At 68.7% G+C, this 23,167-nt stretch carries 20 protein-coding genes; 13 read left to right on the forward strand and 7 right to left on the reverse strand.

What is annotated here, in order from left to right:
* Nucleotides 1-1,140: a type IV pilus twitching motility protein PilT gene (locus ABD197_RS07255; RefSeq protein WP_344053060.1), complete on the forward strand. Its 1,140-nt coding sequence runs from the start codon at nt 1-3 to the stop codon at nt 1,138-1,140.
* A 2-nt stretch (nt 1,141-1,142) separates the two neighbouring features.
* Nucleotides 1,143-2,381, forward strand: a complete 1,239-nt coding sequence (locus ABD197_RS07260; protein ID WP_344053062.1) for a type II secretion system F family protein — start codon at nt 1,143-1,145, stop codon at nt 2,379-2,381.
* Between the two features lie 48 nt (nt 2,382-2,429).
* Here the strand turns inward: ABD197_RS07260 and ABD197_RS07265 are convergent, their stop codons facing one another.
* Entirely contained in the window at nt 2,430-4,097 is a 1,668-nt protein-coding gene (locus ABD197_RS07265) for a GspE/PulE family protein (protein ID WP_344053064.1), read from the reverse strand.
* 97 nt (nt 4,098-4,194) lie between these two features.
* Between ABD197_RS07265 and ABD197_RS07270 the strand changes: the two genes are divergently transcribed.
* On the forward strand, nt 4,195-5,196 hold the full coding sequence (locus ABD197_RS07270; RefSeq protein WP_344053066.1) for a YihY/virulence factor BrkB family protein: 1,002 nt from the start codon (nt 4,195-4,197) through the stop codon (nt 5,194-5,196).
* Between the two features lie 102 nt (nt 5,197-5,298).
* Complete coding sequence (locus tag ABD197_RS07275; protein WP_344053068.1) at nt 5,299-7,809, forward strand: glycogen/starch/alpha-glucan phosphorylase; 2,511 nt, start codon at nt 5,299-5,301, stop codon at nt 7,807-7,809.
* 21 nt (nt 7,810-7,830) lie between these two features.
* Here ABD197_RS07275 and ABD197_RS07280 read toward each other — a convergent pair whose 3' ends face one another.
* Nucleotides 7,831-8,562: a glutamine amidotransferase gene (locus ABD197_RS07280; RefSeq protein WP_344053070.1), complete on the reverse strand. Its 732-nt coding sequence runs from the start codon at nt 8,560-8,562 to the stop codon at nt 7,831-7,833.
* 67 nt (nt 8,563-8,629) lie between these two features.
* On the opposite strand from ABD197_RS07280, the gene ABD197_RS07285 reads away from it, so the two are divergent.
* Together ABD197_RS07285 and ABD197_RS07290 are read left to right on the forward strand one after the other, a co-directional pair.
* The gene (locus ABD197_RS07285; RefSeq protein WP_344053072.1) at nt 8,630-8,863 is read left to right on the forward strand and encodes a response regulator; all 234 of its coding nucleotides are present in this window, start codon (nt 8,630-8,632) and stop codon (nt 8,861-8,863) included.
* Nucleotides 8,850-9,482 (forward strand): CYTH domain-containing protein, encoded by a 633-nt coding sequence (locus ABD197_RS07290; protein ID WP_344053074.1) that lies wholly within the window; start codon nt 8,850-8,852, stop codon nt 9,480-9,482. Before ABD197_RS07285 ends, ABD197_RS07290 begins: the two co-directional genes overlap by 14 nt.
* Nucleotides 9,483-9,656: 174 nt before the next feature.
* Here ABD197_RS07290 and lpdA read toward each other — a convergent pair whose 3' ends face one another.
* Nucleotides 9,657-11,057, reverse strand: a complete 1,401-nt coding sequence (gene lpdA, locus ABD197_RS07295; protein ID WP_344053075.1) for a dihydrolipoyl dehydrogenase — start codon at nt 11,055-11,057, stop codon at nt 9,657-9,659.
* Nucleotides 11,058-11,066: 9 nt separating this feature from the next.
* On the reverse strand, nt 11,067-11,795 hold the full coding sequence (locus ABD197_RS07300) for a copper resistance CopC family protein (RefSeq protein ID WP_344053077.1): 729 nt from the start codon (nt 11,793-11,795) through the stop codon (nt 11,067-11,069).
* A 159-nt stretch (nt 11,796-11,954) separates the two neighbouring features.
* Between ABD197_RS07300 and ABD197_RS07305 the strand changes: the two genes are divergently transcribed.
* Nucleotides 11,955-12,359 (forward strand): four-helix bundle copper-binding protein, encoded by a 405-nt coding sequence (locus ABD197_RS07305; RefSeq protein WP_344055814.1) that lies wholly within the window; start codon nt 11,955-11,957, stop codon nt 12,357-12,359.
* A 29-nt stretch (nt 12,360-12,388) separates the two neighbouring features.
* On the opposite strand, the gene ABD197_RS07310 is transcribed toward ABD197_RS07305, so the two are convergent.
* Nucleotides 12,389-12,739, reverse strand: coding sequence for a hypothetical protein (locus ABD197_RS07310; RefSeq protein WP_344053079.1), 351 nt, complete (start codon nt 12,737-12,739; stop codon nt 12,389-12,391).
* A 171-nt stretch (nt 12,740-12,910) separates the two neighbouring features.
* Here ABD197_RS07310 and ABD197_RS07315 point away from each other — a divergent pair, with 171 nt between their 5' ends.
* The 3 genes from ABD197_RS07315 to ABD197_RS07325 all read left to right on the forward strand — a co-directional run bounded on the left by ABD197_RS07315 (nt 12,911) and on the right by ABD197_RS07325 (nt 14,742).
* On the forward strand, nt 12,911-13,417 hold the full coding sequence (locus ABD197_RS07315; protein WP_344055815.1) for an FHA domain-containing protein: 507 nt from the start codon (nt 12,911-12,913) through the stop codon (nt 13,415-13,417).
* Nucleotides 13,417-14,106 carry a transcriptional regulator FtsR gene (ftsR, locus tag ABD197_RS07320; RefSeq protein ID WP_344053081.1) on the forward strand — a complete coding sequence of 230 codons (690 nt, stop codon included), beginning with the start codon at nt 13,417-13,419 and terminating at the stop codon, nt 14,104-14,106. The genes ABD197_RS07315 and ftsR overlap by 1 nt, the downstream gene beginning before the upstream one ends.
* Before the next feature lie 93 nt (nt 14,107-14,199).
* Nucleotides 14,200-14,742, forward strand: coding sequence for a MerR family transcriptional regulator (locus ABD197_RS07325; RefSeq protein WP_344053083.1), 543 nt, complete (start codon nt 14,200-14,202; stop codon nt 14,740-14,742).
* A gap of 55 nt (nt 14,743-14,797) precedes the next feature.
* Here the strand turns inward: ABD197_RS07325 and ABD197_RS07330 are convergent, their stop codons facing one another.
* Complete coding sequence (locus ABD197_RS07330) at nt 14,798-15,607, reverse strand: ParA family protein (RefSeq protein WP_344053085.1); 810 nt, start codon at nt 15,605-15,607, stop codon at nt 14,798-14,800.
* A gap of 85 nt (nt 15,608-15,692) precedes the next feature.
* On the opposite strand from ABD197_RS07330, the gene ABD197_RS07335 reads away from it, so the two are divergent.
* The 3 genes from ABD197_RS07335 to ABD197_RS07345 are packed head-to-tail and all read left to right on the forward strand — an operon-like array spanning nt 15,693 to nt 21,147.
* Nucleotides 15,693-19,100: a pyruvate carboxylase gene (locus ABD197_RS07335; RefSeq protein WP_344053087.1), complete on the forward strand. Its 3,408-nt coding sequence runs from the start codon at nt 15,693-15,695 to the stop codon at nt 19,098-19,100.
* Nucleotides 19,101-19,154: 54 nt separating this feature from the next.
* Nucleotides 19,155-20,651, forward strand: a complete 1,497-nt coding sequence (locus ABD197_RS07340; RefSeq protein ID WP_344053089.1) for a MinD/ParA family ATP-binding protein — start codon at nt 19,155-19,157, stop codon at nt 20,649-20,651.
* A 4-nt stretch (nt 20,652-20,655) separates the two neighbouring features.
* A complete protein-coding gene (locus ABD197_RS07345; RefSeq protein WP_344053091.1) occupies nt 20,656-21,147 on the forward strand; it encodes a peptide deformylase in 492 nt (163 codons plus the stop codon).
* A gap of 58 nt (nt 21,148-21,205) precedes the next feature.
* Here the strand turns inward: ABD197_RS07345 and ABD197_RS07350 are convergent, their stop codons facing one another.
* Nucleotides 21,206-23,032, reverse strand: a complete 1,827-nt coding sequence (locus ABD197_RS07350; protein ID WP_344053093.1) for an AMP-dependent synthetase/ligase — start codon at nt 23,030-23,032, stop codon at nt 21,206-21,208.
* Between the last annotated feature and the right edge of the window lie 135 nt (nt 23,033-23,167).

A 23,167-nucleotide genomic window follows, 5' to 3' on the forward strand; every position in this document is an offset into this window, starting at 1 on the left:
ATGGAGAACGCCGAATTGGAAGCCATCCTGACCCGCGCCGCGCGCGATCGGGCGTCGGACGTGCACATCACCGCCGGGGCTGCACCGCTCATGCGCGTGGACGGAGATCTCGTCGGCATCCCCGGCTACCTCAACCCGCAGTCCGAGGCCTGGGTCGAGGCGGCGGCGACGAGCCTCATGGGCCCGGGTCAGCGCGCCGAGTTCGCCGAGCGGCACGAAGTCGACCTCGCGCATGCCGCGCCGGGACTCGGGCGCTTCCGCGTGAACGTGTTCCGCCAGCTCGGGTCGATCGCGATCGCGCTGCGGTTCATCCCCGACCGGGTGTACACGCTCGAGGAGCTCGGCGCGCCCGCGATCGCGCGCGACCTCGCTCTGCTGCCGCGTGGTCTCGTGCTGCTGACCGGACCCACGGGCTCGGGCAAGTCGACGACCCTCACCGCGATGGTCGACATCATCAACGAGCAGATCCCCGCGCACGTCATCACGATCGAGGACCCGATCGAGTTCCACCACGACAGCAAACGGGCACTCATCCACCAGCGTGAGATCGGCACCGACACCGGTTCGTTCGCCGAGGCGCTGCGACGCGTGCTGCGCCAGGACCCCGACGTGATCCTGATCGGCGAGCTGCGCGACCCGGAGTCTATCCGCGCCGCGCTCTCGGCGGCCGAGACCGGTCACCTCGTGCTGTCGACCCTGCACACCCAGGGCGCCGCGAAGAGCATCAACCGCATCGTCGACGTGTTCCCGGCCGATCAGCAGGCGCAGATCCGCACGCAACTCGGCGACACCCTGCAGGGCGTGATCAGCCAGACGCTGCTGCCGCTGTCGCAGACCGACGGGCGCACGATCGCCACCGAGGTGCTCATCAACACCCCGGCGGTGGCGAACATGATCCGCGAGGGCCAGGTGGCGCAGCTGTACTCGGCGATGCAGGCCGGATCCGCGGTCGGCATGCACACGCTCGACCAGGACCTCAAGCGCCTCGTCGAAGAGGGGACGATCGCCCAGCATGTCGCGAAGGCGTTCGCGGTCGACCCCAAGAGCCTTGACGACGTGTACGTGAGACCCCAGGAACTCGACGCCGAGGCGTGGTCTTTGCACGCCGGTGAGTGGCACCAGCAGCGAGCGGAGGTCTGACCATGGCCGTCACCCAGGAGTTCATGTACCGGGCGATCGATCCGCAGGGCGGGGCGATCCTCAAGGGGACGATCGAGGCCGGCACCGAGGCGGCCGTCACGAGCAAGCTCAAGGCGCAGGGGCTCACCCCGCTCGAGGTCACACTCAAGTCCAACACCGGTCTCAACCGCGACATCAAGCTGCCCGGACTCACGCGTGCGCCGTCGGCGAAGTCCCTCGCCGTCTTCGCCCGCCAGATGAGCGGTCTCATCAACGCCGGCCTGCCCCTCATGCGCACGCTCACGATCCTGATCGAGCAGACCGAGGACAAGAAGCTGCAGCCGGCGCTCGTGGCAGTCCAAGCCGATGTCGAGAGCGGCTCGTCGTTCTCGGCGGCGCTCGCTCGGCATCCGGAGGTCTTCCCCCCGCTCTTGCTGAGCATCGTCCGGGTCGGCGAGACGGGCGGCTTCCTCGGCCCCGCGCTCGCTTCGATCGCCGAGAACTACAAGCGCGAAGCAGAGCTGCAGAACAAGATCCGGGCGGCGACGACCTACCCGACGATCGTCCTCATCATCGCGATGCTCGGCGTGCTGGCGATGGTGACGTTCGTCGTCCCCGTCTTCGAGAAGATGTTCGAGGGCATCGGGGGGTCCCTGCCGATCCCCACGCAGATCCTCGTGAACATCTCGAACAACATGTGGTGGATCCTGCCGTCGCTCGCGATCGTCGTGATCGTCATCGCGGTGTGGTGGTCGCGCAACAAGCACACCGACCAGGTGCGGCGCGTCGTGGACCCGCTCAAGCTCAAGCTGCCGGTGTTCGGCAAGCTCGCGACGAAGATCGCGGTGGCGCGGTTCGCCCGCAACCTGTCGATGATGCTCAACGCGGGAGTGCCGATCATCCAGGCGCTCTCGATCGTGGCGCAGGCCTCGAACAACTGGAAGATCGAGCAGGCCGTCCGCGACGTGCAGGAGTCGATCCGACAGGGCAAGTCGTTCGCCGGACCACTCGCCAAGGCCGAGGTCTTCCCGGCGATGGTGCCGCAGATGGTCTCGGTCGGCGAGGAGTCCGGAACGCTCGTGGAGATGCTCGCGAGCATCGCCGACTTCTACGAGGACGAGGTCGAGACCGCGACGGGCCAGCTCTCGTCCGCGATCGAACCGCTGCTCATCGTCGTGCTCGGCGTCGTGATCGGCGGCATGGTGATCTCGCTGTACCTGCCGATCTTCACGTTGTACGCCGACCTGGCGAAGCAGTCCTGACCCGGGGGAGGGAGGCTCCGCGTCAGCGGTGGCGCGGAGCTGCCCCGGTCACACCGTGACGCGGAGGACTTCCTCGATCGTGGTGAGCCCCTGCGCGACCTTCGACCACCCGTCGTCGCGCAGCGAGATCATGCCCTGTTCGAGCGCCACCTGCCGGATCTCGCCGCCGGTCGCACGGGTCACGACGAGCGACTCGAGCTCTTCGCTCAGCGACATGACCTCGTGCAGCGCCACACGGCCGCGGTAGCCGGTGTTCGAGCACGCGGGGCAGCCGCCCGCGCGGAACAACTGGGGCAGGTCGAGCGGGTCGTGCGGGAAGCGCAGCGCGGAAAGGACTTCGCTCGTCTCGGTCACCGGGACTTTGCACTTCACGCACAGGCGCCGAGCGAGGCGCTGCGCGATCACGGCGCTGAGCGCGGTCGCCACCAGGAACGGCTCGCAGCCGATCTCGGTGAGACGGGTGAGGGCGCTCGGTGCGTCGTTCGTGTGCAGGGTGGACAGGACCAGGTGACCGGTCAGCGCCGCCTCGATCGAGATGTTCGCGGTCTCGAAGTCCCGGATCTCGCCGACCAGGACGACATCGGGGTCCGAGCGCAGGATGGACCGCAGCGCGGTGGAGAACGTCAGCCCGGCCTTGTTGTTGACCTGCACCTGATTGATGCCGGCGATGCGGTACTCCACCGGGTCCTCGACGGTGATCACGTTGATCGTCGGGTTCGCCACGGCGCGCAGGGCGGTGTACAGGCTCGTCGACTTGCCCGACCCGGTCGGGCCGGTCGCGAGGATCATGCCGTGCGGCTGGCTGATCGCCGCGCGGAAGCGCTCGTCGTTCGTGGGGGAGAAGAGCAGGTCGCGCATCGTCATGACCTGACCCGTGTTGTCGAGGATGCGCATGACGATCTTCTCGCCCCACACGGTCGGCAGCGTCGCCACGCGGAGGTCGATCGCACGCCCCTCGTGGGTCACGGTCAGGCGGCCGTCCTGCGGCTTGCGCTTCTCGGCGATGTCGATCGAGGACATGATCTTCAGACGCGAGATGATGCCGTCCTGGATCGCCCGGTCGGCTTTCTGCATCTCGTGCAGCACGCCGTCGATCCGCAGGCGCACGGTGAGCTGGCGCTCGCCGGGTTCGACGTGGATATCGCTGGCACGGTCGTTGATCGCCTGGGCGATCAGCAGATTGACGAAGCGGATGACCGGCGCATCGGCATCCTGCTCGTCGAGCGTCTCCGTGAACGCCGTCTCGGTGGTCTGCGACGTCTCCTCGATCGCGCTGGAAAGCTCGCTGAGCTCCTCGTCGGAGCGCAGGAACCGCTCGAACATCTGCGCGAGCGCGTCCTGGGCGACCACGACCGGTTCGACGAACAGGTCGGTCACGCTCGCGACGTCGTCGAGCGCGACGATGTCGTTCGGGTCGAGGATGCCGACCGTGAGGCGCTCGTTGCGGCGATCGATCGGCAGCAGCTGGTACTTGCGGCACAGGGCGCTCGGCACGAGCGCGATCACGCTCGGGTCCAGTGCCATGTTCGACAGGTCGACGAAGCGGTGGCCGGTGTGCAGCGCCACGGCCTCCGCGAGCTGCGACTCGGTGACCTGGCCCTGGGCGACCAGGTAGCGGCCGAGTTCCGGGGTGTCGCCGAACTGTCCGAGCGCGGTCGACATCTCGGCGGCGCGCACCGCTCCGGTGAGCACCAGCGTCTGTGCGAGTCCTCGCATGCGATCTCCCCCCGTCCCCCCGTTCATCCTACGAGCACGGACGCCGCGCAGCGTCAAGTCCCGACGACCGGTTTCCGGGCCGGTTAGCCTCGATCGCATGCCTGAACTCATCGCACGGATCACCGCGTGGGCGCTCACCCTCAAGCCCGTCCGCGCCTTCCTCCTGTACGGCGAGCACCGCGGACCGATGCTCGCGGACAGCGTCACATATCGCGCGCTGTTCAGCGTGTTCGCCGGCGTCCTCCTCGGGTTCTCCGTCGCGGGGCTCTTCCTCGCGGGCAACCCGGCGGCCCTGCAGTCGCTCGTCGACTCGGTGGATGCCGCCATCCCCGGGCTCGTCGGAGAAGAGGGTCTCATCGATCCGAGCTCGATCGCCGTCTCCGGCGGGCTCACCGTCGCGACCGTGCTGTCGATCGTGGGTCTGATCGGCGCCGCGATCGGCGCGATCGGCGCACTGCGCGCCGCGTTCCACGCCCTCTCGGGACAGCTGACCGACGATCTCTTCTGGGTCCTCGCGCTCCTGCGCAACCTCCTGATCGCGGTCGGGATCGGCGCCGCATTCGCGGCATCCGCCGTCGTCACCTTCTTCGCCAACGCCGGCATCGGCTTGCTCAGCGGGCTGATCGGGGTATCCGACACCGACCCGCTCACGCTCATCGGCACGCGCGTGGTCTCCGTCGTCGTCGTCTTCCTCCTGGACGCTGCCGCGATCGCGGTCCTGTTCCGGACGCTGTCCGGAGTGAAGGCCTCGTGGCGCTCACTGCTGCCGGGTGCGCTGCTCGGCGCCGTCGGACTGACCGCGCTCCAGCAGCTGTCCAGCCTCTTCGTCGCCGGCGCGTCCTCGAACCCGCTCCTCGCCTCGTTCGCATCGCTCATCGCGCTGCTGCTGTGGTTCAACCTTTCGGCGCAGGTGATCCTGATCGCGGGCGCCTACATCATCACCGGGGTCGAGGAGGAGCAGGATCGCGTGCGCGCCCGCTTCGGCGCATCGACGTTCGCGCAGCGGCGGGTGCGACGCGCCGAGGAGTCGGTGAGGGTCGCCACCGCCGAGCTCGCCGCGGCTCGTCGGGTGGAGGAGAAGGAGCGCACGGGAGTCTGAGCGTGGTGCGCGGAGCACGGGACGTGTGAAGATCTTGTAAACGCTTGCATCACGCGCTCGTCCGATGGGCGCGCGACCGAACCTGATCGGTAATTTCGTACCATGCCCGAAAAGCCCACCCTCGCCTCAGAGTCCGCGACGCGCGCGACGCATGCTCTCGCTCTGGCTCCCGTCACCGCGCCCGCCAGCACGGTCGACGGGTTCGTCCGGGAGTTCCTGCAGAACCTCAACTTCAACCGCGGCGTCGCGCTGTCCACCTCCAGCGCGACCGACCGGTACTTCGCGCTGGCGTACACCGTGCGGGACTACCTGATGGCGCGGTGGCTCGAAGACCTGCGCCGCCAGCGCGAAGTGCAGGCCAAGGGTGTGGCGTACCTGTCGGCCGAGTACCTGCTCGGCCGGCAGCTCGACAACAATCTCCTCGCGAGCGGTCTGACCGACATCGCGAGCGAGGCGCTCGCATCGTGCGGTATCGACCTCGACGATTTGCGCCAGCAGGAGGTCGAGCCCGGCCTCGGCAACGGCGGCCTGGGTCGTCTCGCGGCCTGCTTCATCGACTCGCTCGCCACGCTGGGTGTGCCGAACACCGGTTACGGCATCCGCTACGAGTACGGCATCTTCCGCCAGACCTTCGAGGACGGCCAGCAGGTCGAGCAGCCCGATTCCTGGCTCGCCTACGGATCGCCGTGGGAGTTCCCGCACCCCGAGGCTGCCCAGACGATCTCTTTCGGCGGTCACACCGAGACGTACGACGACGGTGGCGTGCAGCGCTCCCGCTGGGTGCCGGGCTGGAACGTCCAGGCCGTTCCGTACAACTACATGGTGCCGGGCTACCAGAACGGCCGGGTCAACACGCTCCGCCTGTGGAGCGCGAAGGCGACGAACTCGTTCGACCTGCGCGTGTTCAACTCCGGCGACTACGAAGAGGCCGTCCGCGCGCAGACGTTCGCCGAGAACATCTCCAAAGTGCTGTACCCCGAGGACTCCACGCCCCAGGGCAAGGAGCTGCGGCTGCAGCAGCAGTACTTCTTCGTCGCGGCATCCATCAAGGACTTCCTCGACGTCACACTGCCGAAGGATTTCGACCTCACGAAGCTGCCCGACCGCATCATCTTCCAGCTGAACGACACCCACCCGGTCATCGCCGTGCCCGAGCTCATGCGTGTGCTCGTGGACGAGAAGAAGATGGAGTGGGAGGACGCGTGGGCGATCACCCAGAAGTGCTTCGCGTACACGTGCCACACGCTGCTGCCCGAAGCCCTCGAGGTCTGGTCGGTCGATCTGCTCGGCCACCTGCTGCCGCGGCACCTCGAGATCATCTACCGCATCAACGACGACTTCCTGGATGCCGTCCGCGAGCGCTTCGGCGACGACGAGATGCGCATCCGCGACATGTCGATCATCGGCGAGCACCCGGTCCGATCCGTGCGCATGGCCTACCTCGCGACGGTCGCCGGCGCGAAGGTCAACGGCGTCGCCGAGCTGCACTCGCAGCTGCTGCGCGAGAAGGTGCTGCCGGACTTCGACGAGTTCTTCCCCGGCAAGTTCACGAATGTCACGAACGGCGTCACCCCGCGCCGTTTCGTCCGCCTCGCCAACCCCGAGCTGTCGGCGCTGATCACCGACGCCCTCGGATCGGGCTGGGTCACCGATCTGGAGCGCCTGCGCGAACTCGAGACGCACGCCGAGGATCCGGAGTTCCGTGCCCGCTTCGCCGAGGTGAAGGCCGCGAACAAGCGCCGCCTCAGCGCCGTGCTGCGCGAGCGCGACGGGTTCGAGGTGAGCGACGGCCACATGCTCGATGTCATGGTCAAGCGTCTGCACGAGTACAAGCGCCAGATGCTCAAGATCCTGCACGTGGTGACGCAGTACGAGAGCGTCATCTCGGGGCGCGTGGTGGCCGCCGACCTGCAGCCACGGACGGCGATCTTCGGTGCGAAGGCCGCCCCGGGCTACGCGATGGCGAAGAACATCATCCACCTGATCAACGCCGTGGGTTCCGTCGTGAACGCCGACACGCGCCTCGAGGGGCGCCTCAAGGTCCTGTTCCCGCCGAACTACAACGTGACCCTCGCCGAGCGCGTGATCCCCGCCGCCGACCTGTCCGAGCAGATCTCGCTCGCCGGCAAGGAGGCGTCGGGCACGGGCAACATGAAGTTCGCCCTGAACGGCGCCCTCACGATCGGCACGGACGACGGGGCGAACGTCGAGATCCGCGAGCTCGTCGGCGACGAGAACTTCTTCCTGTTCGGAATGAGCGAGCCCGAGGTCGAGGCGCTCTGGGCGCGCGGCTACAAGCCCGCCGAGTTCTATCAGGCCGACGACAACCTGCGCCGTGCGCTGGATCTCATCGCCTCGGGGGCGTTCTCCCGCGGCGACCGGTCGACGTTCGAGCCGATCGTGTCGAACCTGCTGTACGACGACCGGTTCATGGTCCTCGCCGACTACTCGTCGTACATCGCCGAGCAGGTGAAGGTGGACGCGGCCTATGCCGACCAGGATGCGTGGAACCGCTCCGCGATCCTCAATGTCGCCCGCACCGGTTTCTTCTCGTCGGACCGGTCGATGCGCGACTACATCGACCGCATCTGGCACACCCCGCCTTCGTTCTGACCGGTCGTGGAGCGGTGCGTCCTAACGGGCGTACCGCTCCACGAACGTGCGGAGGATGCGGCTCGGGTGCGACACGGGCGCCCGGCGCACGGCATCCAGAGTCAGCTCGAGCTCGTGACCGGCGAAATAGCCGTGGTCCGCGTAGACGTGGATGCGGGTCGTGATGCCGTCGACGTCGAGCTCCGGGTGGAACTGCGTCGCATACACGTTCTGACCGACGCGGAACATCTGCACGGGGCACGCGGGGGAGGAGGCGAGGAGGACAGCGGACGGCGGCAGTGCGCTGATCGCCTCCTTGTGCCCCACGAACGCCTCGAACGTGGGCGGCAGCTCCTGCAGGAGCGGGTCGTCGCGGCCGGCATCCGTCATCGTGACCGGCACGACGCTGATCGGCTCGGAGTGCACGCGGTCGATCGTGGCGCCGAGGAAGGCACCGACCGTGCCGACGCCGTAGCAGGCGCCCAGGAACGGGAAGTCGCGCGCGACGACATCGCCGAGCAGTGCGGCGAATTCCGCCTCCACGCGGTGCTGGACCGCGGACTTCTTCTCGGGGGCGTCGGACGCGTTGAACGGACCGCCGCCGACGAAGATGCCGGACAGCTCGTCGAGGTCGAGCGGAGGCATCGCCCCTGCCTCCAGCCGCACGCGGACGAGCTCGCTCTCGCGCAGGCCCGAGTAGCGCAGGAACAGGGCGTATTCCTCGTCGGCGGGCACGTCCTCCGCCCGGGTCGCGAGGAGGACGAACGGCTTCACGCATCAAGCCTAGGCGGTCGCCGTCAAGGGCCCCGTCGCGGTCGACGTGCGGGTCTAGGCTGGAGGCATGGCTATCGCACGACTGCACGGCGGACCCCTCGACGGGCAGCTTCTGCCTCTGGACGACCCCGAACTCGACAAGCTCATCGTCCCCTACAGCGAGACCCAGGTGGTCTACGAGCGCAAGGGTGCACCCGAGCACACCGGCGAGGGCGACGGACCGACCGAGGCGGAATTCTGGTTCGTCGAGTCCGAGGACGAGATCGACCCCTACAGCGACACGGCGCGTGACCGCCGCTGAGCCCAGCGCTCATCCCGAGCCGTCTCGATCGATCGAGATCGAGCTCAAGTTCGACGTGGAGGACGGCACGCCGCTGCCGGAGTGGACGACGCTTCCCGGCGTGGCTTCGGTCGGCGACGCCGAGGTGCGCGAGCTCGACGCCCGCTACCTCGACACCGCGGAGTTCGCTCTCGCGTCGGCGGGCTACGCGCTGCGCCGGCGCAGCGGCGGACCCGATGCGGGGTGGCACATCAAGGGCCCCCGCATCGGCGGCGGCCGCACCGAGCTGCACTGGCCGCTCGGCGAGACCGACGACGTTCCGGATGCCGTCCGCGCGGCGATCGCGCCGGTGACGGACTCCGCGCTCACCCCGATCGCGCGCATCCTCAACACGCGCACCGCGTACGCCCTGAACGACGGCGCCGGGGGACTGGTCGCCGAGTTCGTCGATGACCGCGTGACCGCGACCGACGTACGCTCGGGCGCCGTCCGGGAGTGGCGGGAGTGGGAGATCGAACTGGGTCCCGCAGCGCCCGCCGACCCGCGGGAGTTCTTCGCCGCCGTGGAGGCGGCTGTCATCGCGGCGGGCGGCAGGGCCGCGGCGTCGGCGTCGAAGCTCGCTCGCGCCCTCGGGTACTGAGGAAGGGCTCAGCCGAACGGCGGCGTCGCACGGCAGCGGTCCGCATCGCCGGCCCCCGTGCGTCGGCTGTGCCCCCGCCACGTGAAAGACCGGGGACGAATCGGGCATGATGCCCCGCGGAGAGCCTCCGCGTGTCGATTCGTCCCCGGTCTTTCACACGGGTGCGGCCCGGGTTCACATGTTGATCATGTGACCCGCGAGACCGTGGAAGGCCTCCTGGACCGCTTCCGACAGCGTCGGGTGCGTGTGGACGTTTCGGGCCGCCTCGAGGGCCGTGAGGTCCCACTTCTGCGCGAGCGTGAGCTCGGGGAGCAGCTCGGAGACATCCGGGCCGATCAGGTGCCCGCCGAGGAGCTCGAGGTGCTCGCCGTCGGCGATGAGCTTCACGAAGCCGATCGGCTCGCCCAGGCCGTTCGCCTTGCCGTTGGCCGAGAACGGGAACTTGGCGACCTTCACGTCGTAGCCGGCGTCGCGCGCCTGCTGCTCGGTCAGGCCGAACGAGGCGACCTGCGGCGAGCAGAACGTCGCGCGCGGCATCATGCGGTAGTCGCCGAGGGTCATCGTCTCGGCCTTGCCGATCGTCTCGGCGGCGACGACGCCCTGGGCCTCGGCGACGTGCGCGAGCTGCAGCTTGGCGGTGACGTCGCCGATCGCGAAGATGTGCGGCACGTTCGTGCGCATGTAGTCGTCGATCTCGATCGCGCCGCGGTCGGTGAGCTTCACCCCGGTGTTCTCGAGACCGAAGTCCTCGACGTTCGGTGCGAAGCCGATCGACATGAGCACCTTGTCCGCGTCGATCGACTGGGTCTCGCCGCCCGCGTTGGGCGTGTAGGTGACCGTCACGCGGTCGCCGTGGTCGGTGACGGTCTCGACCTTGGTCGAGGTCAGGATGTCCACGCCGTACTTCTTGTACTGGCGGGCGATCTCCTTCGAGACGTCGGCATCCTCGTTCGGCAGCGCACGGTCGAGGAACTCGATGATCGTGACCTTCACGCCGTAGTTCGTCATGATGAAGCCGAACTCCATGCCGATCGCGCCGGCGCCGACGATGACGATCGAGGACGGCAGGCCACGCGTCATGATCTGCTCTTCGTACGTGACGACGTTCTCGCTGAGCTGTACGCCGGGCAGGAGCCGCACGCGGGAGCCGGTCGAGATGATGACGTTGTCGAACGTCACACGATCCGTTGAGCCGTCGGCCTTCTTCACGTCGATCGTGTTCGCGTCGACGAACGAACCGCGGCCCTCGTACTCGGTGACCTTGTTCTTCTTCATCAGGAAGTGGATGCCCTTGACGTGCGTCTCGGACACCTTGCGGCTGCGGTCCCACGCCGTTCCGAAGTCGAAGTTGACATCGCCCGAGATGCCGAACTGCTCGGCCTGGTGATGGAACACGTGGGCGAGGTCGGCGTTGCGCAGGAGCGCCTTGGAGGGAATGCACCCGACGTTCAGGCACACACCGCCCCAGTACTTCTCCTCGATGATCGCAACGGAAAGGCCGAGCTGAGCGGCCCGGACGGCGGCGACATACCCGCCGGGGCCCGCGCCGAGAATGGCGACGTCGTAGTGAGGCATGGTTCCAGCCTATCGGTCGGTGGGGCCGTCGGCAGGGGGCGCCGACGGGGTGGAGCCGCCGCCGGAGAGGGCGTCGGCGCGCGTCTGTTCGAGTTCCTTCTCGCGACGCGCCCGCGACACCAGGAGGTACAGGACGGCGCCGCCGAGGCCGGCGACGAGAAGGCCGCCGACGATCCACGGCCACACGTCGCCGAAGCTCGAATCATCGCTCGCGGGCGTCGCCGTCACGAGCGGCTCCGGCGTCGCGATCTCGTCCGGTTCGTCCGTGGGCTCCGTCGTGGGCTCGTCCGTCGGCGTCGCGGTGGGCGACGGCGGTGCCGTGACGGTGAAGGCGTACTCGCCCGAGATCGGGTGGCCGTCGCTCGAGACCACTTTCCAGAGCACGGTCACGACGCCGGATGCCGCCCCCGCGAGTGCCTGGGTCACCACGGTTCCCGCAACGACCGGCTCTCCATCGGCAAGTGAGGCGCCGGTCCCGTCGGTGACGGCGAGTTCTGTCGCGCCCGGGTCGGTCGCGAGCTCGCCGCTGAAGGTGAGCGTCAGCTGCGCCGGCAGCGTGTCGACGGCGGCGTCAGCGGCCGGGTCGGAGGACACGAGCTCGTCGTGTGCATGCGCGGGAGCCGCGACGAGGACGCCGCCCGCGGCGAGCAGGAGGGAAACGAGCATCGCGACCGCGAAGCGCAGACTGCGCACGGGCCCCCGACGGTCGGAAGCGGAGGAGGCAGAGAGAGTAGTCATCCGTTTCAGGCTACGCCCGAGGCTCGGCGTGTGACGTCCGTGTGAATTCGAGCTGGGCGTGCTCAGAACCCGGTGACGCCGTCGTGATCGAGGAGTAGCGTGCGGATCGGGCGGCGCACGCCGCTTTCAGGTCAAGAGAAGGAGAGCGCCGTGGACGCGATGATGATGGACATGATGTCCAAGGAGATGATGTCGAGCGGGTCGGCCGAGAACGGCATGGCCATGATGGACATGCAGCTCATGCAGGCGTGTATGGACGCCTGCTCGGCATGCGAGCAGGCGTGCACCGTCTGCTCGACGCAGATGATGTCGTGTGCGCCGGCGTGCATGAACTGCGCGGACATGTGCAACACGATGATGCGGTCGATGCTGCGGATGCAGGGCATGACCCCCGCCGTGATGATGTCGATGCTCGACGCGTGCATGGCGATGTGCCAGATGTGCATGGACGAGTGCATGGAGCACGCGGACTCCAGCGACGTCTGCAAGATGTGCGCTCAGGCGTGCCAGGCCTGCATGGATGCCTGCATGGCCCTCAAAGACAGCATGATGAAGGCGGCGTGACGCCGCACACTCGGTGAGCGTCCGGCGGATCAGCCGCGCAGGACGTTGAAGCGACGCGCTCCCACGGCGAGCACGTCGTACCGCCCGTGCAGCGCGATCGGTGTGCCCGTGAGGGCTTCCGCCGCGGCGCCGGCGCCGCTCCACAGCTCGACCAGTTCACCCTCGGCGAGCGTGCGCACCGCGATCACGCCGGTGCCGGCATCCGCGGATTCGACGATGCCGTCGACCCAGTCCGACGGCGTCGCCGCCGAGAGGCGTGCCTGGATCAGGTGCAGAGCGTGCCCGGGGGCGAAGGACGAGCAGGAGGCGCCGTGGATGCACATGCACGCCGCACGCTCACGCACCGGAACGGGCGGAAGGTGGCGGTGCGGACTCGACACGGTGATCTCCTGACAGGTAGGTTCGGTTATCCGTCAGGCTAGGCGCGATGCCGCCGGCGGGCACGTCACGCGACACACGACGCAACATTGCGTCCGGCGCCTTCATCCCCCCGATGCGGCCGTTTCGAGGGGCGCCCGATCCGTTACGCTGGAATGGACGAGAGGAACACCGTGGAGGACAACCGCCGCCCCGAGCCGGATGACATCCGCAAGGCTCCCGGTACGGGCGCCGACGCGGGCTTCTCGCACGGTGCCGACACGACGCAGACCTTCGGGCACGACTCCGACCTGTCGTTCGTGCCCTTCGGCAGCGACCTGAGCGAAGCCGAGCTCGACGCGATCGAGGCTCTCCCGACGCGCTCGGCGCTGTTCCTCGTCCGCTCCGGCCCGACAGCCGGAGCCCGGTACCTTCTGGACACCGACGTGACGACCGTGGGCCGCCACCCCGAGGCCGACATCTTCTTCGACGACGTGACCGTGTCCCGCCGTCATGCCGAGATCACGCGCAGCGGCACGTCTTTCGAGCTCGTCGACCAGCGTTCGCTGAACGGGACGTACGTCAACGGCGAGCGCGTCGACCGTGCCGTGCTCACGAACGGCTCGGAAGTGCGCGTCGGCAAGTTCCGCCTCAACTTCTTCGTCTCGCCCGCCGACCTCGCGCAGGCGGCGGACGCCTGATGCCGGCGTCGTCCGCCCGCGAACGCTCGTCGTCCGCGGGTCTGCTCAGCATCGGTCAGGTGCTGGCGCGGCTGAGCCCCGAGTTCCCGAATCTCACCTCGAGCAAACTCCGCTTCCTCGAGGTGCAGGGCATCGTGATGCCGACCCGGACCGAGTCCGGCTACCGCAAGTTCTCGCAGGGCGATCTCGAACGACTGCGACTCGCGCTGACGCTGCAGCGCGACCACTACATGCCCCTCGTCGTGATCCGCGAGTACCTGGCAGACCTCGACGCCGGGCGCGATCCGGCACTGCCCACGACGGTGCCGCCGTCGATCGTCGCGGCTCCGCGCCGCTACCGTCGCGAGGAGCTGCTTGCGGCCTCGGGAGCGGCTCCGCAGCTGCTCAACGACGCGATCAGCACGGGCGTCCTGACGGCAGCAGACGGGTACAACGACCAGGCCGTGGCGATTCTTCGGGCCCTCGTCGCCCTCGACCGGCACGGCATCGAGCCGCGCCACGTCCGCACGCTCCGCCAGAGCGCCGAACGCGATGTCGCCCTCGTAGAGTCGGCGCTCGCGCCGCTCCTCCGGCGATCGGATGCCGGATCCCGCGCCCGCGCGAGCGAACTGGCGCCCGAACTCGCTCAGCGTCTCGACGATGTGCGGGCGATCTTCGCCCGTGCGGCGCTGGATCGAATCCTTTCCTGATCAGCGACACGCCGCCCGTCCGGAGCGGATGTCGTTGCCCGAGGGCCGTGGCCCATCTAACGTTGAGATGTCCGATCATCAAGGAGGAGGCGTATGAACGCGCACGACGAGGGCGAACCCCGGTTCGTGACCGACCTCCTCTTCACGGACGGCCTGCCGGCGATGGATGACGAGGTCGGCTACCGCGGCGCCGTCGCAGCGCGCGCGGCCGGCATCACCTACCGTCAGCTGGACTACTGGGCCCGCACCGAACTGGTGGAACCCACGGTGCGGGGAGCGAACGGCTCGGGATCCCAGCGGTTGTACGGCTTCCGCGACATCCTCGTGCTCAAGCTCGTGAAGCGACTGCTGGACACCGGGATCTCCCTTCAGCAGATCCGCACCGCCGTCGAGCAGCTGAGAGCCTCCGGCATCCGCGACCTCGCCGGAACCACGCTCATGAGCGACGGCGCGTCCGTCTACCTGTGCACGTCGAACGATGAGGTCATCGACCTCGTCAGCCGCGGGCAGGGCGTCTTCGGCATCGCGGTCGGGAAGGTGCTGCACGAGGTCGAGTCGACGCTCGTCGACTTCGACGCGCAGGCGCCCGAGGCGATGGACGAGCTTTCCGCTCGCCGCGCCGCCCGCACCGCCTGACGCTCAGCCAGACGCGGGCTCCGCGCGACGGAGGAGCCGTGCGCGGGGGACGGGTTCAGGCGCGGGCTTCGCCGGCGACCGGGATGCGCCCGGTGCGGACGACGCGGTCCAGCAGGGCGTCGAAGTCCGCGGCGAGCTCCTGCGCGGAGTCGCCGGGCCAGATGTGCAGGGGCTTCGCGGCGCCCTGCGCCTGCTGAAGAGACGTGCGTTCCGGCAGCTGCGGCGAGAGCACGAGCGGGCCGAACATGTCGCGCAGCTCCTTGATGCGGAACTGGTGCTCGATCGACTGGGGCCGCACGCGGTTGACGACGATGCCGAGGGGCTGCAGGCGCGGCGAGAGACCACGCCGGATCTCCTCGATCGCGCGCAGAGCGCGGTCGGCGGCCGCGACGGAGAACAGACCGGGCTCGGTCACGACGATGACCCGATCGGATGCCGCCCACGCGGTGCGGGTCAGGGCGTTGAGCGACGGCGCACAGTCGATCAGCACGAGGTCGTAGTCGGCCTCGATCGTGGCCAGCGCCTCCTCCATCTTCCAGACGTCGCGCACGGAGGGGTGCGGCCCGTCGAAGTTGATCGCCGACGGGCTTCCGATCATCACGTCGATCGTTCCGGGGTGCACCTTCGCCCAGCCGCTCGAGGTGATCGCCTGACGGACGACCTTCTCCTTCGGGTTCGCCAGCACGTCGGCGACGTTGAGGCGACCGGCGACCTGGATGTCCATGCCGGTGGAGACATCGGACTGCGGGTCGAGATCCACCACGAGAGTCCGAACTCCCCGCGCGAATGCCGCGGAGGCGAGTCCCAGAGTCACGGTTGTCTTGCCGACCCCGCCCTTGAGCGAGCTGACGGAGAGTACGTGCACAATCCACCACGTTACCGTCCCCTAGGCTGAGAGCACACTCAGCCCGACCCCAGGCCTCATCGACGGGCCACCCAGCGAGGTGTGAATGTTCCGCAAGATCCTGGTCGCCAACCGCGGTGAAATCGCCATCCGCGCGTTCCGTGCCGCATACGAGCTGGGGGCGCGCACCGTCGCCGTCTTCCCTTACGAGGACAGGGGCTCGCTGCACCGGCAGAAAGCCGATGAGTCCTACGTGATCGGCGAGCCGGGGCATCCGGTACGCGCGTACCTCGACGTCGACGAGATCATCCGCGTCGCACTCGAATCCGGCGCGGACGCGATCTACCCCGGTTACGGCTTCCTGTCCGAGAATCCCGAGCTCGCCGCACGGGCCGCCGAGAACGGCATCACGTTCATCGGGCCGCCCTCGGCCGCCCTGGAGATGGCGGGCAACAAGGTGACCGCGAAGCAGTACGCGATCGCCGCGGGCGTCCCCGTGCTGCGCTCGACCGAGGCCTCGGAGGACGTCGACGTCCTCGTCGCCCAGGCCGCGGACATCGGCTTCCCGATCTTCGTGAAGGCCGTCGCCGGTGGCGGCGGTCGCGGCATGCGCCGTGTCGAGACGCCCGGGGCGCTCCCGCCGGCCATCGCGGAGGCGATGCGCGAAGCGGGTGCTGCGTTCGGCGACTCGCGCGTCTTCCTGGAGCAGGCCGTCGTCCGCCCGCGCCACATCGAGGTGCAGATCCTCGCGGACGCGACCGGGCACACCGTGCACCTGTTCGAGCGCGACTGCTCCGTGCAGCGTCGGCACCAGAAGGTGATCGAGATCGCGCCCGCACCGAACCTGGACGAGGAGCTACGTCGCCGCATCCACCGCGACGCCGTCGCGTTCGCGGAGTCGATCGGCTACGCGAACGCCGGAACGGTGGAGTTCCTGGTCGACACGGCGGGGGAGCGGGCGGGGGAGCACGTCTTCATCGAGATGAACCCCCGCATCCAGGTCGAGCACACCGTCACGGAAGAGGTCACCGACGTCGACCTGGTGCAGTCGCAGATCCGCATCGCGGCCGGCGAGACCCTGGTCGACCTCGGTCTGAATCAGGAGGACATCGTCCTGCGCGGGGCGGCGCTGCAGTGCCGCATCACGACGGAGGACCCGTCGCAGGGGTTCCGTCCCGACACCGGACGCATCACGACGTATCGGTCGCCCGGCGGTGCCGGCATCCGTCTCGACGGCGGAACGACCGCCGCAGGATCCCAGATCAGCCCTCACTTCGACTCGATGCTCGCCAAGCTCACGTGCCGCGGGAGGGACTTCCCCGCCGCCGTCGCCCGGGCCAAGCGCGCGCTCGCGGAGTTCCGCATCCGCGGTGTCGCGACCAACATCCCGTTCCTGCGCGCCGTGCTCGATGATCCGTCGTTCGTGGTGGGCGATCTCAGCACGGCGTTCATCGAGGAGCGTCCGGCGCTGCTGACCACGAACCCGTCCCGCGACCGCGCGACGAAGCTCATCAACTGGCTCGCCGACGTCACCGTGAATCGCCCCTACGGCGAGAAGCCGCTGGCGACCTCGCCCGGCAGCAAGCTTCCGGCGATCGACCTGTCGGCTCCCGCTCCCGCGGGAACTCTGGACCGACTGAGGGAGCTCGGCCCCGCCGGGTTCGCGCAGGCGCTGCGCGCCCAGGTGCCGCTCGCGGTCACCGAGACCACCTACCGCGACGCCCACCAGTCTCTCCTCGCGACACGCGTGCGCACGCGCGATCTCGTCCGCGTCGGTCCCCACGTCGCGCGGATGACCCCGGGGCTGCTGTCCGTGGAGGCGTGGGGTGGTGCGACGTACGACGTCGCGCTGCGCTTCCTCGCCGAGGATCCCTGGGAGCGTCTGGCGGCGGTACGCGAGGCGATCCCCAACATCCCGATCCAGATGCTGCTGCGCGGACGCAACACCGTCGGCTACACGCCGCGCCCGGTCGAGGTGACGGATGCCTTCGTGAAGGAGGCGGCCGCGACCGGCGTCGACATCTTCCGGATCTTCGACGCCCTCAACGACGTCGACCAGATGCGGCCGGCGATCGAATCCGTCCTGGACACGGGCACCGCCGTCGCCGAAGTCGCCGTCTGCTACACCGGCAATCTGCTCGACCCCGCGGAAGACCTCTACACGCTGGACTACTACCTGCGTCTGGCTGACCAGATCGTGGCTTCCGGCGCGCACATCCTCGCGATCAAGGACATGGCGGGACTTCTGCGTCCCGCCGCGGCGGCCCGGCTCGTCACCGCACTGCGCGAGCGATTCGACCTGCCCGTGCACCTGCACACGCACGACACGGCCGGCGGCCAGCTCGCGACCCTGCTCGCGGCGAGCGCTGCCGGCGTGGACGCCGTGGATGCCGCGGCCGCGCCGCTGTCGGGCACCACGAGCCAGCCCTCCCTGTCCGCGCTGGTCGCGGCTCTCGCCGACACCGACCGCGACACGGGTCTCGACCTCGCCGCGATCAGCGACTTGGAGCCGTACTGGGAGGGCGTCCGCCACCTGTACGCGCCATTCGAGTCGGGCCTGCCCGGGCCCACCGGCCGGGTGTACCACCACGAGATCCCCGGGGGTCAGCTCTCCAACCTCCGCCAGCAGGCGATCGCTCTGGGCATGGCGGATGATTTCGAACTCATCGAGGACATGTACGCCGCCGCCGACCGGATCCTCGGCCGGATCCCGAAGGTCACCCCCTCGTCGAAGGTCGTCGGCGATCTGGCCCTCGCGCTCGTGGCAGCGAAGGCGGATCCGGCCGACTTCGCCGAGAACCCGCAGAACTACGACATCCCCGACTCGGTCGTCGGCTTCATGGCCGGCGAACTCGGCGACCTTCCCGGAGGCTGGCCGGAGCCGTTCCGCACGAAGGTCCTCGCCGGTCGTCAGGTCTCGATCGAGATCCCTCCGCTGACGGATGCCGAGCGCGAAGGTCTCGCTGGGGACGCGGCATCCCGCCGTCGTACCCTGAACCGCCTGCTCTTCCCCGGCCCCGCGAAAGAGTTCGAGGCGGCGCGCGAGACGTACGGCGACCTGTCCAGTCTCGGCACCCCGGACTACCTCTATGGGCTCAAGCCCGGCGAGGAGCACGTGGCCGAGATCGATCCCGGCGTGCAGCTGTACGTCGGACTCGAGGCCATCGGCGAAGCCGACGCGAAGGGCATCCGCACCGTGATGACCACGCTGAACGGCCAGCTGCGCCCGGTGTATGTGCGCGACCGCAGCATCGCGGTGCAGGAGCGACAGGCCGAGCGCGCCGACACCACGAAGCCGGGTCAGGTCGCGGCGCCGTTCTCCGGCGTCGTGACGCTCAAGGCGTCGGTGGGGGAGACGGTCAAGGCCGGTCAGCCGGTCGCGTCGATCGAGGCGATGAAGATGGAGGCGGCGATCACCGCGCCGGTGGACGGCGTCGTGGAGCGTCTCGCGATCGGTGCGACGCAGCAGGTGGAGGCCGGCGACCTTTTGGTCGTCATCCGCACCGGACAGTAGCCTGGAGGATGCGCTGATCTTCGCGCACCTTCCCTTCCTGTCTTGGAGATACCCGTGACGCCCGATCGCAACGACCCGACGCACGACGACACCGGCGAGCACGCCGTGCTCTCGGACGCGGCCAGCGTCGAGACCTCGGGCATCGGCATCCTGGGCGGACACACCGCGCAAGTGGACGTCGTCCTGCCCCCGCACGAGGATGACGACCTCGTCGACGACGACGTGGTCGACGATGTGCGCGCTTTCACCGAAGACGGTCCTCTCGTGATCGAGATCCACGAGTCCGAGGTGGAGGCCGCGCCCGAGGTGCATCCGGAGATCGTCGCGGAAGCCGTCATCGAGGACGACACCGTCGTTCCGGAGTCGGTGCACGCGCCGGCGACCGGCGACGTCGAGGACGCGGTGGTCGTCGATGACATCCCCCCTCGCCCGGCTGCACCCGTCCTCGACGCCCCCTCCACCGCCGTCGCGGACACCGGATCGGTGCCGACCACGCGACGGGAGGCGCACCACCCCGGCGAGGCCGTCCGCCCGCAGCCTGCGATGCAGCCGCGCACCGAGGTCGCGATGACCTCCAAGCGCCTGGGTGAATTCGAGGCGGATCGGGAGACCGCGGATCTGCTCACCGCCGATCGGCTGCTGGACCCGCAGCACATCGTCCGCCCCGAGCCCGAGGGCGTGTGGCAGCACTTCGTCTACTCGATCTCACGTCGTCGCATCAACCTCGGCGACGGCAAGCGTGCACGGGATCGCAAGGAGCTCGATCGGCGGATCTCGGCTCCGTTGAGCGGGGGAGCGCGATTCGTGCCGGTGCTCTCGAGGAAGGGCGGGGTCGGCAAGACCACGGTCACCACCCTCCTCGGCATGGCTCTGGCCGATGCGCGCGACGACCGGGTGATCGCCGTGGACGCGAACCCGGATCGCGGCACGCTCGCGGAGCGTATCTCGCGCTCGAGCGGCAAGACGGTGCGAGACCTCGTGAAGGTGCGGTCCGAGGTCTCGGGCTACAACGACATCTCGAACATCGTCGCCCGAGACGAGACCCGGCTGGACGTGCTCGCATCGGATGCCGATCCGCGGGTTTCCGAGGCTCTCAGCGACCGCGACTACCACGACGTCGCCGGCGTCGCCGCGCACTACTACTCGATCGTGCTGACCGACACGGGCACGGGGATCGTGCACTCCGTGATGGGCGCGACCCTCGACCTCGCCGACCAGATCGTCGTCGTCGCGGGGCTGAGCGTCGACGAGGCCCGCCTCGCCTCGGAGACCCTCACCTGGCTGGAGACGAACGGCTACGCCGAGCAGGTCCGCGGTGCTGTCGTGGTGATCAACAACGCCCGGCCCGGTGCGCCGCTCGTGCGTCAGGACGAGCTCGAAGGGCACTTCCGCAGCCGGGTCCGTACGGTCGTGCGGGTCCCGTACGATCCGCACATCGCCGCGGGCAGCGCGATCTCGTACCGCGAGCTGCAGCAGGGGACGCGCCAGGCTGCACGCGAACTCGCCGCCGCGGTGGTCGAGGGGCTCCGCTCGCTCGCGTCGGCGGCCTGAACGCATGACCGTCCGACCCATTCGCGTCTTCGGCGACCCCATCCTGCGAGCGCCCAGCGCGCCGATCGGGGAGATCGATGACGGCATCCGGTCCCTCGTCCGCGATCTGCTGGACACCGTCGAGCTGCCCGGTCGCGCCGGCGTCGCCGCCCCGCAGATCGGCGTGGGTCTGCGCGCGTTCAGCTACAACATCGACGGCGACATCGGATATGTCCTGAATCCGGTGCTGGTCGCCGTCGAGGGGGAGGCCGAACTCGTCGGCGAGGGCTGCCTGTCGGTCCCGGGGCTGTGGCATGAGGCGCTGCGCCACCCGCACGCGCGAGTCGAGGGCATCGATTTGGACGGCAACCCGGTCGTGCTGGAGGGCGACGGTCTGCTGGCTCAGGCGCTGCAGCACGAGACCGACCACCTCGACGGCATGCTGTACCTCAGTCGCCTTCCTGCCGAGACCCGGCGTACGGCGATGCGGGAGATCCGCGAAAGCGACTGGTTCTGACCCACGATGCGGAAAGCCCCGAGGCCGAGCCTCGGGGCTTTCCGCATCCGTCCTCGCGTCAGCCCAGCGACACGTTGGTCGTGGAGACCGGGACGCTGTACAGCTCGTCGACGTCGCCGGCGAAGTCGGCCATGATCACGTTGCGCTTGATGCTCATCTTCGGAGTCAGATGACCGCTCGCCTCGGACCACTCCGTGTCGAGGATCGTGAACTTGCGGATCGATTCCGCTCGGGACACGCGCGCATTGGCGCCGTCGATGGCGCGCTGGACCTCGGCGCGCACCGCCGGGTTCTTCGCGGCATCCGTCAGCGACATGTCCGAGGGCAGCCCGTTGTTGCCGAGCCACGTGGGGAGCATCTCGCTGTCGAGGGTCACCAGAGCGGCGATGAACGGCTTCTGATCGCCGACCACGACGACCTGGCCCACGATCGGGTTGGCGCGGATCGGGTCCTCCAGCGCGGCGGGGGCGACGTTCTTGCCGCCGGCCGTGACGATGATCTCCTTCTTGCGACCGGTGATCGTGAGGAAGCCCTCGGCATCGAAGGCTCCGATGTCGCCGGTCTTGAACCAGTCGCCGTCGAACGTGGCGGCCGTGGCCTCGGGGTTTCGCCAGTACTCCTTGAACACGTTGACACCGCGCACCTGGATCTCGCCGTCGTCGGCGATGCGGATGCCGACGCCCGGGATGACCGGACCGACCGTGCCGATCTTCGACTTGCTCGCCTGGTTGACCGTGGCGGGAGCCGTCGTCTCCGTCAGTCCGTAGCCTTCGAGAATCGTGATGCCGAGGCTGTGGAAGAAGTGCCCGAGTCGCGGGCCGAGGGGAGCCGAGCCGGACACCGCGTACTCGACGCGGCCGCCCATGGCTGCCCGCAGCTTGCTGTAGACGAGCCGGTCGAACAGGGCGAACTTGATCTTCAGGCCGAACGGGATCTTCTTGCCGTCCTGCAGGAGCTTCGAGTGCTCGATCGCTGCGTCTGCAGCCGCGCGGAAGATCTTGCCCTTGCCGCCGGCCTCCGCCTTCTGCTCGGAGGAGTTGTACACCTTCTCGAACACGCGGGGGACGGCGAGGAGGAACGTCGGCTTGAACGAGCCGAGCGCGGGAAGAAGCTGCTTCGTGTCGGGCTGGTGACCCGTCTTCACGCCTGCGTGGATGTCGAGGATCGAGATGAAGCGCGCGAAGATGTGCGCGGTGGTGATGAACAGCAGGGTGGACGCGCCGGGAGACTCGAAGACCTCTTTGTTGGAGCGCGTCGCGTTGCGGATGAGTTCGACGAAGTTGCTGTGCGTGAGAACGCATCCCTTGGGGCGGCCGGTCGAGCCGGACGTGTAGATCAGCGTTGCGATGTCGGCGCCGTTCGCGATGTTGCGCCGACGCTCGATCTCGGCATCCGTCACGTCCTTGCCCTGGCTCACGAGCTTGTCGAGATCGCCGCGGTGCATCTCCCACACCGACCGGACCAGGGGCACCTCGGCGCGGATCTCGTCGAGCCGGGCCGAGTGGTCGGTGGACTCGGTGATGCAGGCGATCGCGCCGGAGTCCGTGAGGTTCCAGGCGATCTGTGCGGGCGAGCTCGTCTCGTAGATCGGCACCATCACGGCGCCGGCGAAGAAGAGGGCGAAGTCGACCAGCGTCCAGTCGTACGTCGTGCGGGCGATGAAGCCGACCTTGTCGCCGGGCTCGATGCCGGCGGCGACCAGGCCTTTGGCCAGGGCGATCACCTGGGCGTGGAATTCGGCGGCGGTGATGTCCCGCCATCCGTCGCCCTCGGGAACGGCGAACAGGGCCAGATTCGGGGTGGCCTTGACGCGATCGACCAGGAGATCGGTGACATTAGCCTGCGGATCGGCAGGCACGATTGCGGGTACTTCGAACTGGACCACGGCAGCTCCTTCGGTGTCGGGTGACGATCGGATTCGAGTCTACCGTGGCGCGACGCGGGCCTACCAGCGAAGGTGGTGACACTGGGTTTCACCTGCGCTGATTCTCAGTGTCACGCATGTCGTGCGAATGCGCCG

The sequence above is a fragment of the Microbacterium lacus genome (assembly GCF_039531105.1).
Lineage (GTDB): Bacteria > Actinomycetota > Actinomycetes > Actinomycetales > Microbacteriaceae > Microbacterium > Microbacterium lacus.

Excerpts from the sequence above, each read along its gene's own strand:
- ABD197_RS07275 (WP_344053068.1), top strand. The coding sequence starts at position 5,299 with ATGCCCGAAAAGCCCACCCTCGCCTCAGAGTCCGCGACGCGCGCGACG.
- ABD197_RS07335 (WP_344053087.1), top strand. The coding sequence starts at position 15,693 with ATGTTCCGCAAGATCCTGGTCGCCAACCGCGGTGAAATCGCCATCCGC.
- ABD197_RS07270 (WP_344053066.1), top strand. The coding sequence starts at position 4,195 with ATGCCTGAACTCATCGCACGGATCACCGCGTGGGCGCTCACCCTCAAG.
- ABD197_RS07260 (WP_344053062.1), top strand. The coding sequence starts at position 1,143 with ATGGCCGTCACCCAGGAGTTCATGTACCGGGCGATCGATCCGCAGGGC.
- ABD197_RS07300 (WP_344053077.1), bottom strand. The coding sequence starts at position 11,795 with ATGACTACTCTCTCTGCCTCCTCCGCTTCCGACCGTCGGGGGCCCGTG.
- ABD197_RS07345 (WP_344053091.1), top strand. The coding sequence starts at position 20,656 with ATGACCGTCCGACCCATTCGCGTCTTCGGCGACCCCATCCTGCGAGCG.
- ABD197_RS07285 (WP_344053072.1), top strand. The coding sequence starts at position 8,630 with ATGGCTATCGCACGACTGCACGGCGGACCCCTCGACGGGCAGCTTCTG.
- lpdA (WP_344053075.1), bottom strand. The coding sequence starts at position 11,057 with ATGCCTCACTACGACGTCGCCATTCTCGGCGCGGGCCCCGGCGGGTAT.
- ABD197_RS07265 (WP_344053064.1), bottom strand. The coding sequence starts at position 4,097 with ATGCGAGGACTCGCACAGACGCTGGTGCTCACCGGAGCGGTGCGCGCC.
- ABD197_RS07325 (WP_344053083.1), top strand. The coding sequence starts at position 14,200 with ATGAACGCGCACGACGAGGGCGAACCCCGGTTCGTGACCGACCTCCTC.
- ABD197_RS07255 (WP_344053060.1), top strand. The coding sequence starts at position 1 with ATGGAGAACGCCGAATTGGAAGCCATCCTGACCCGCGCCGCGCGCGAT.
- ftsR (WP_344053081.1), top strand. The coding sequence starts at position 13,417 with ATGCCGGCGTCGTCCGCCCGCGAACGCTCGTCGTCCGCGGGTCTGCTC.
- ABD197_RS07305 (WP_344055814.1), top strand. The coding sequence starts at position 11,955 with ATGATGATGGACATGATGTCCAAGGAGATGATGTCGAGCGGGTCGGCC.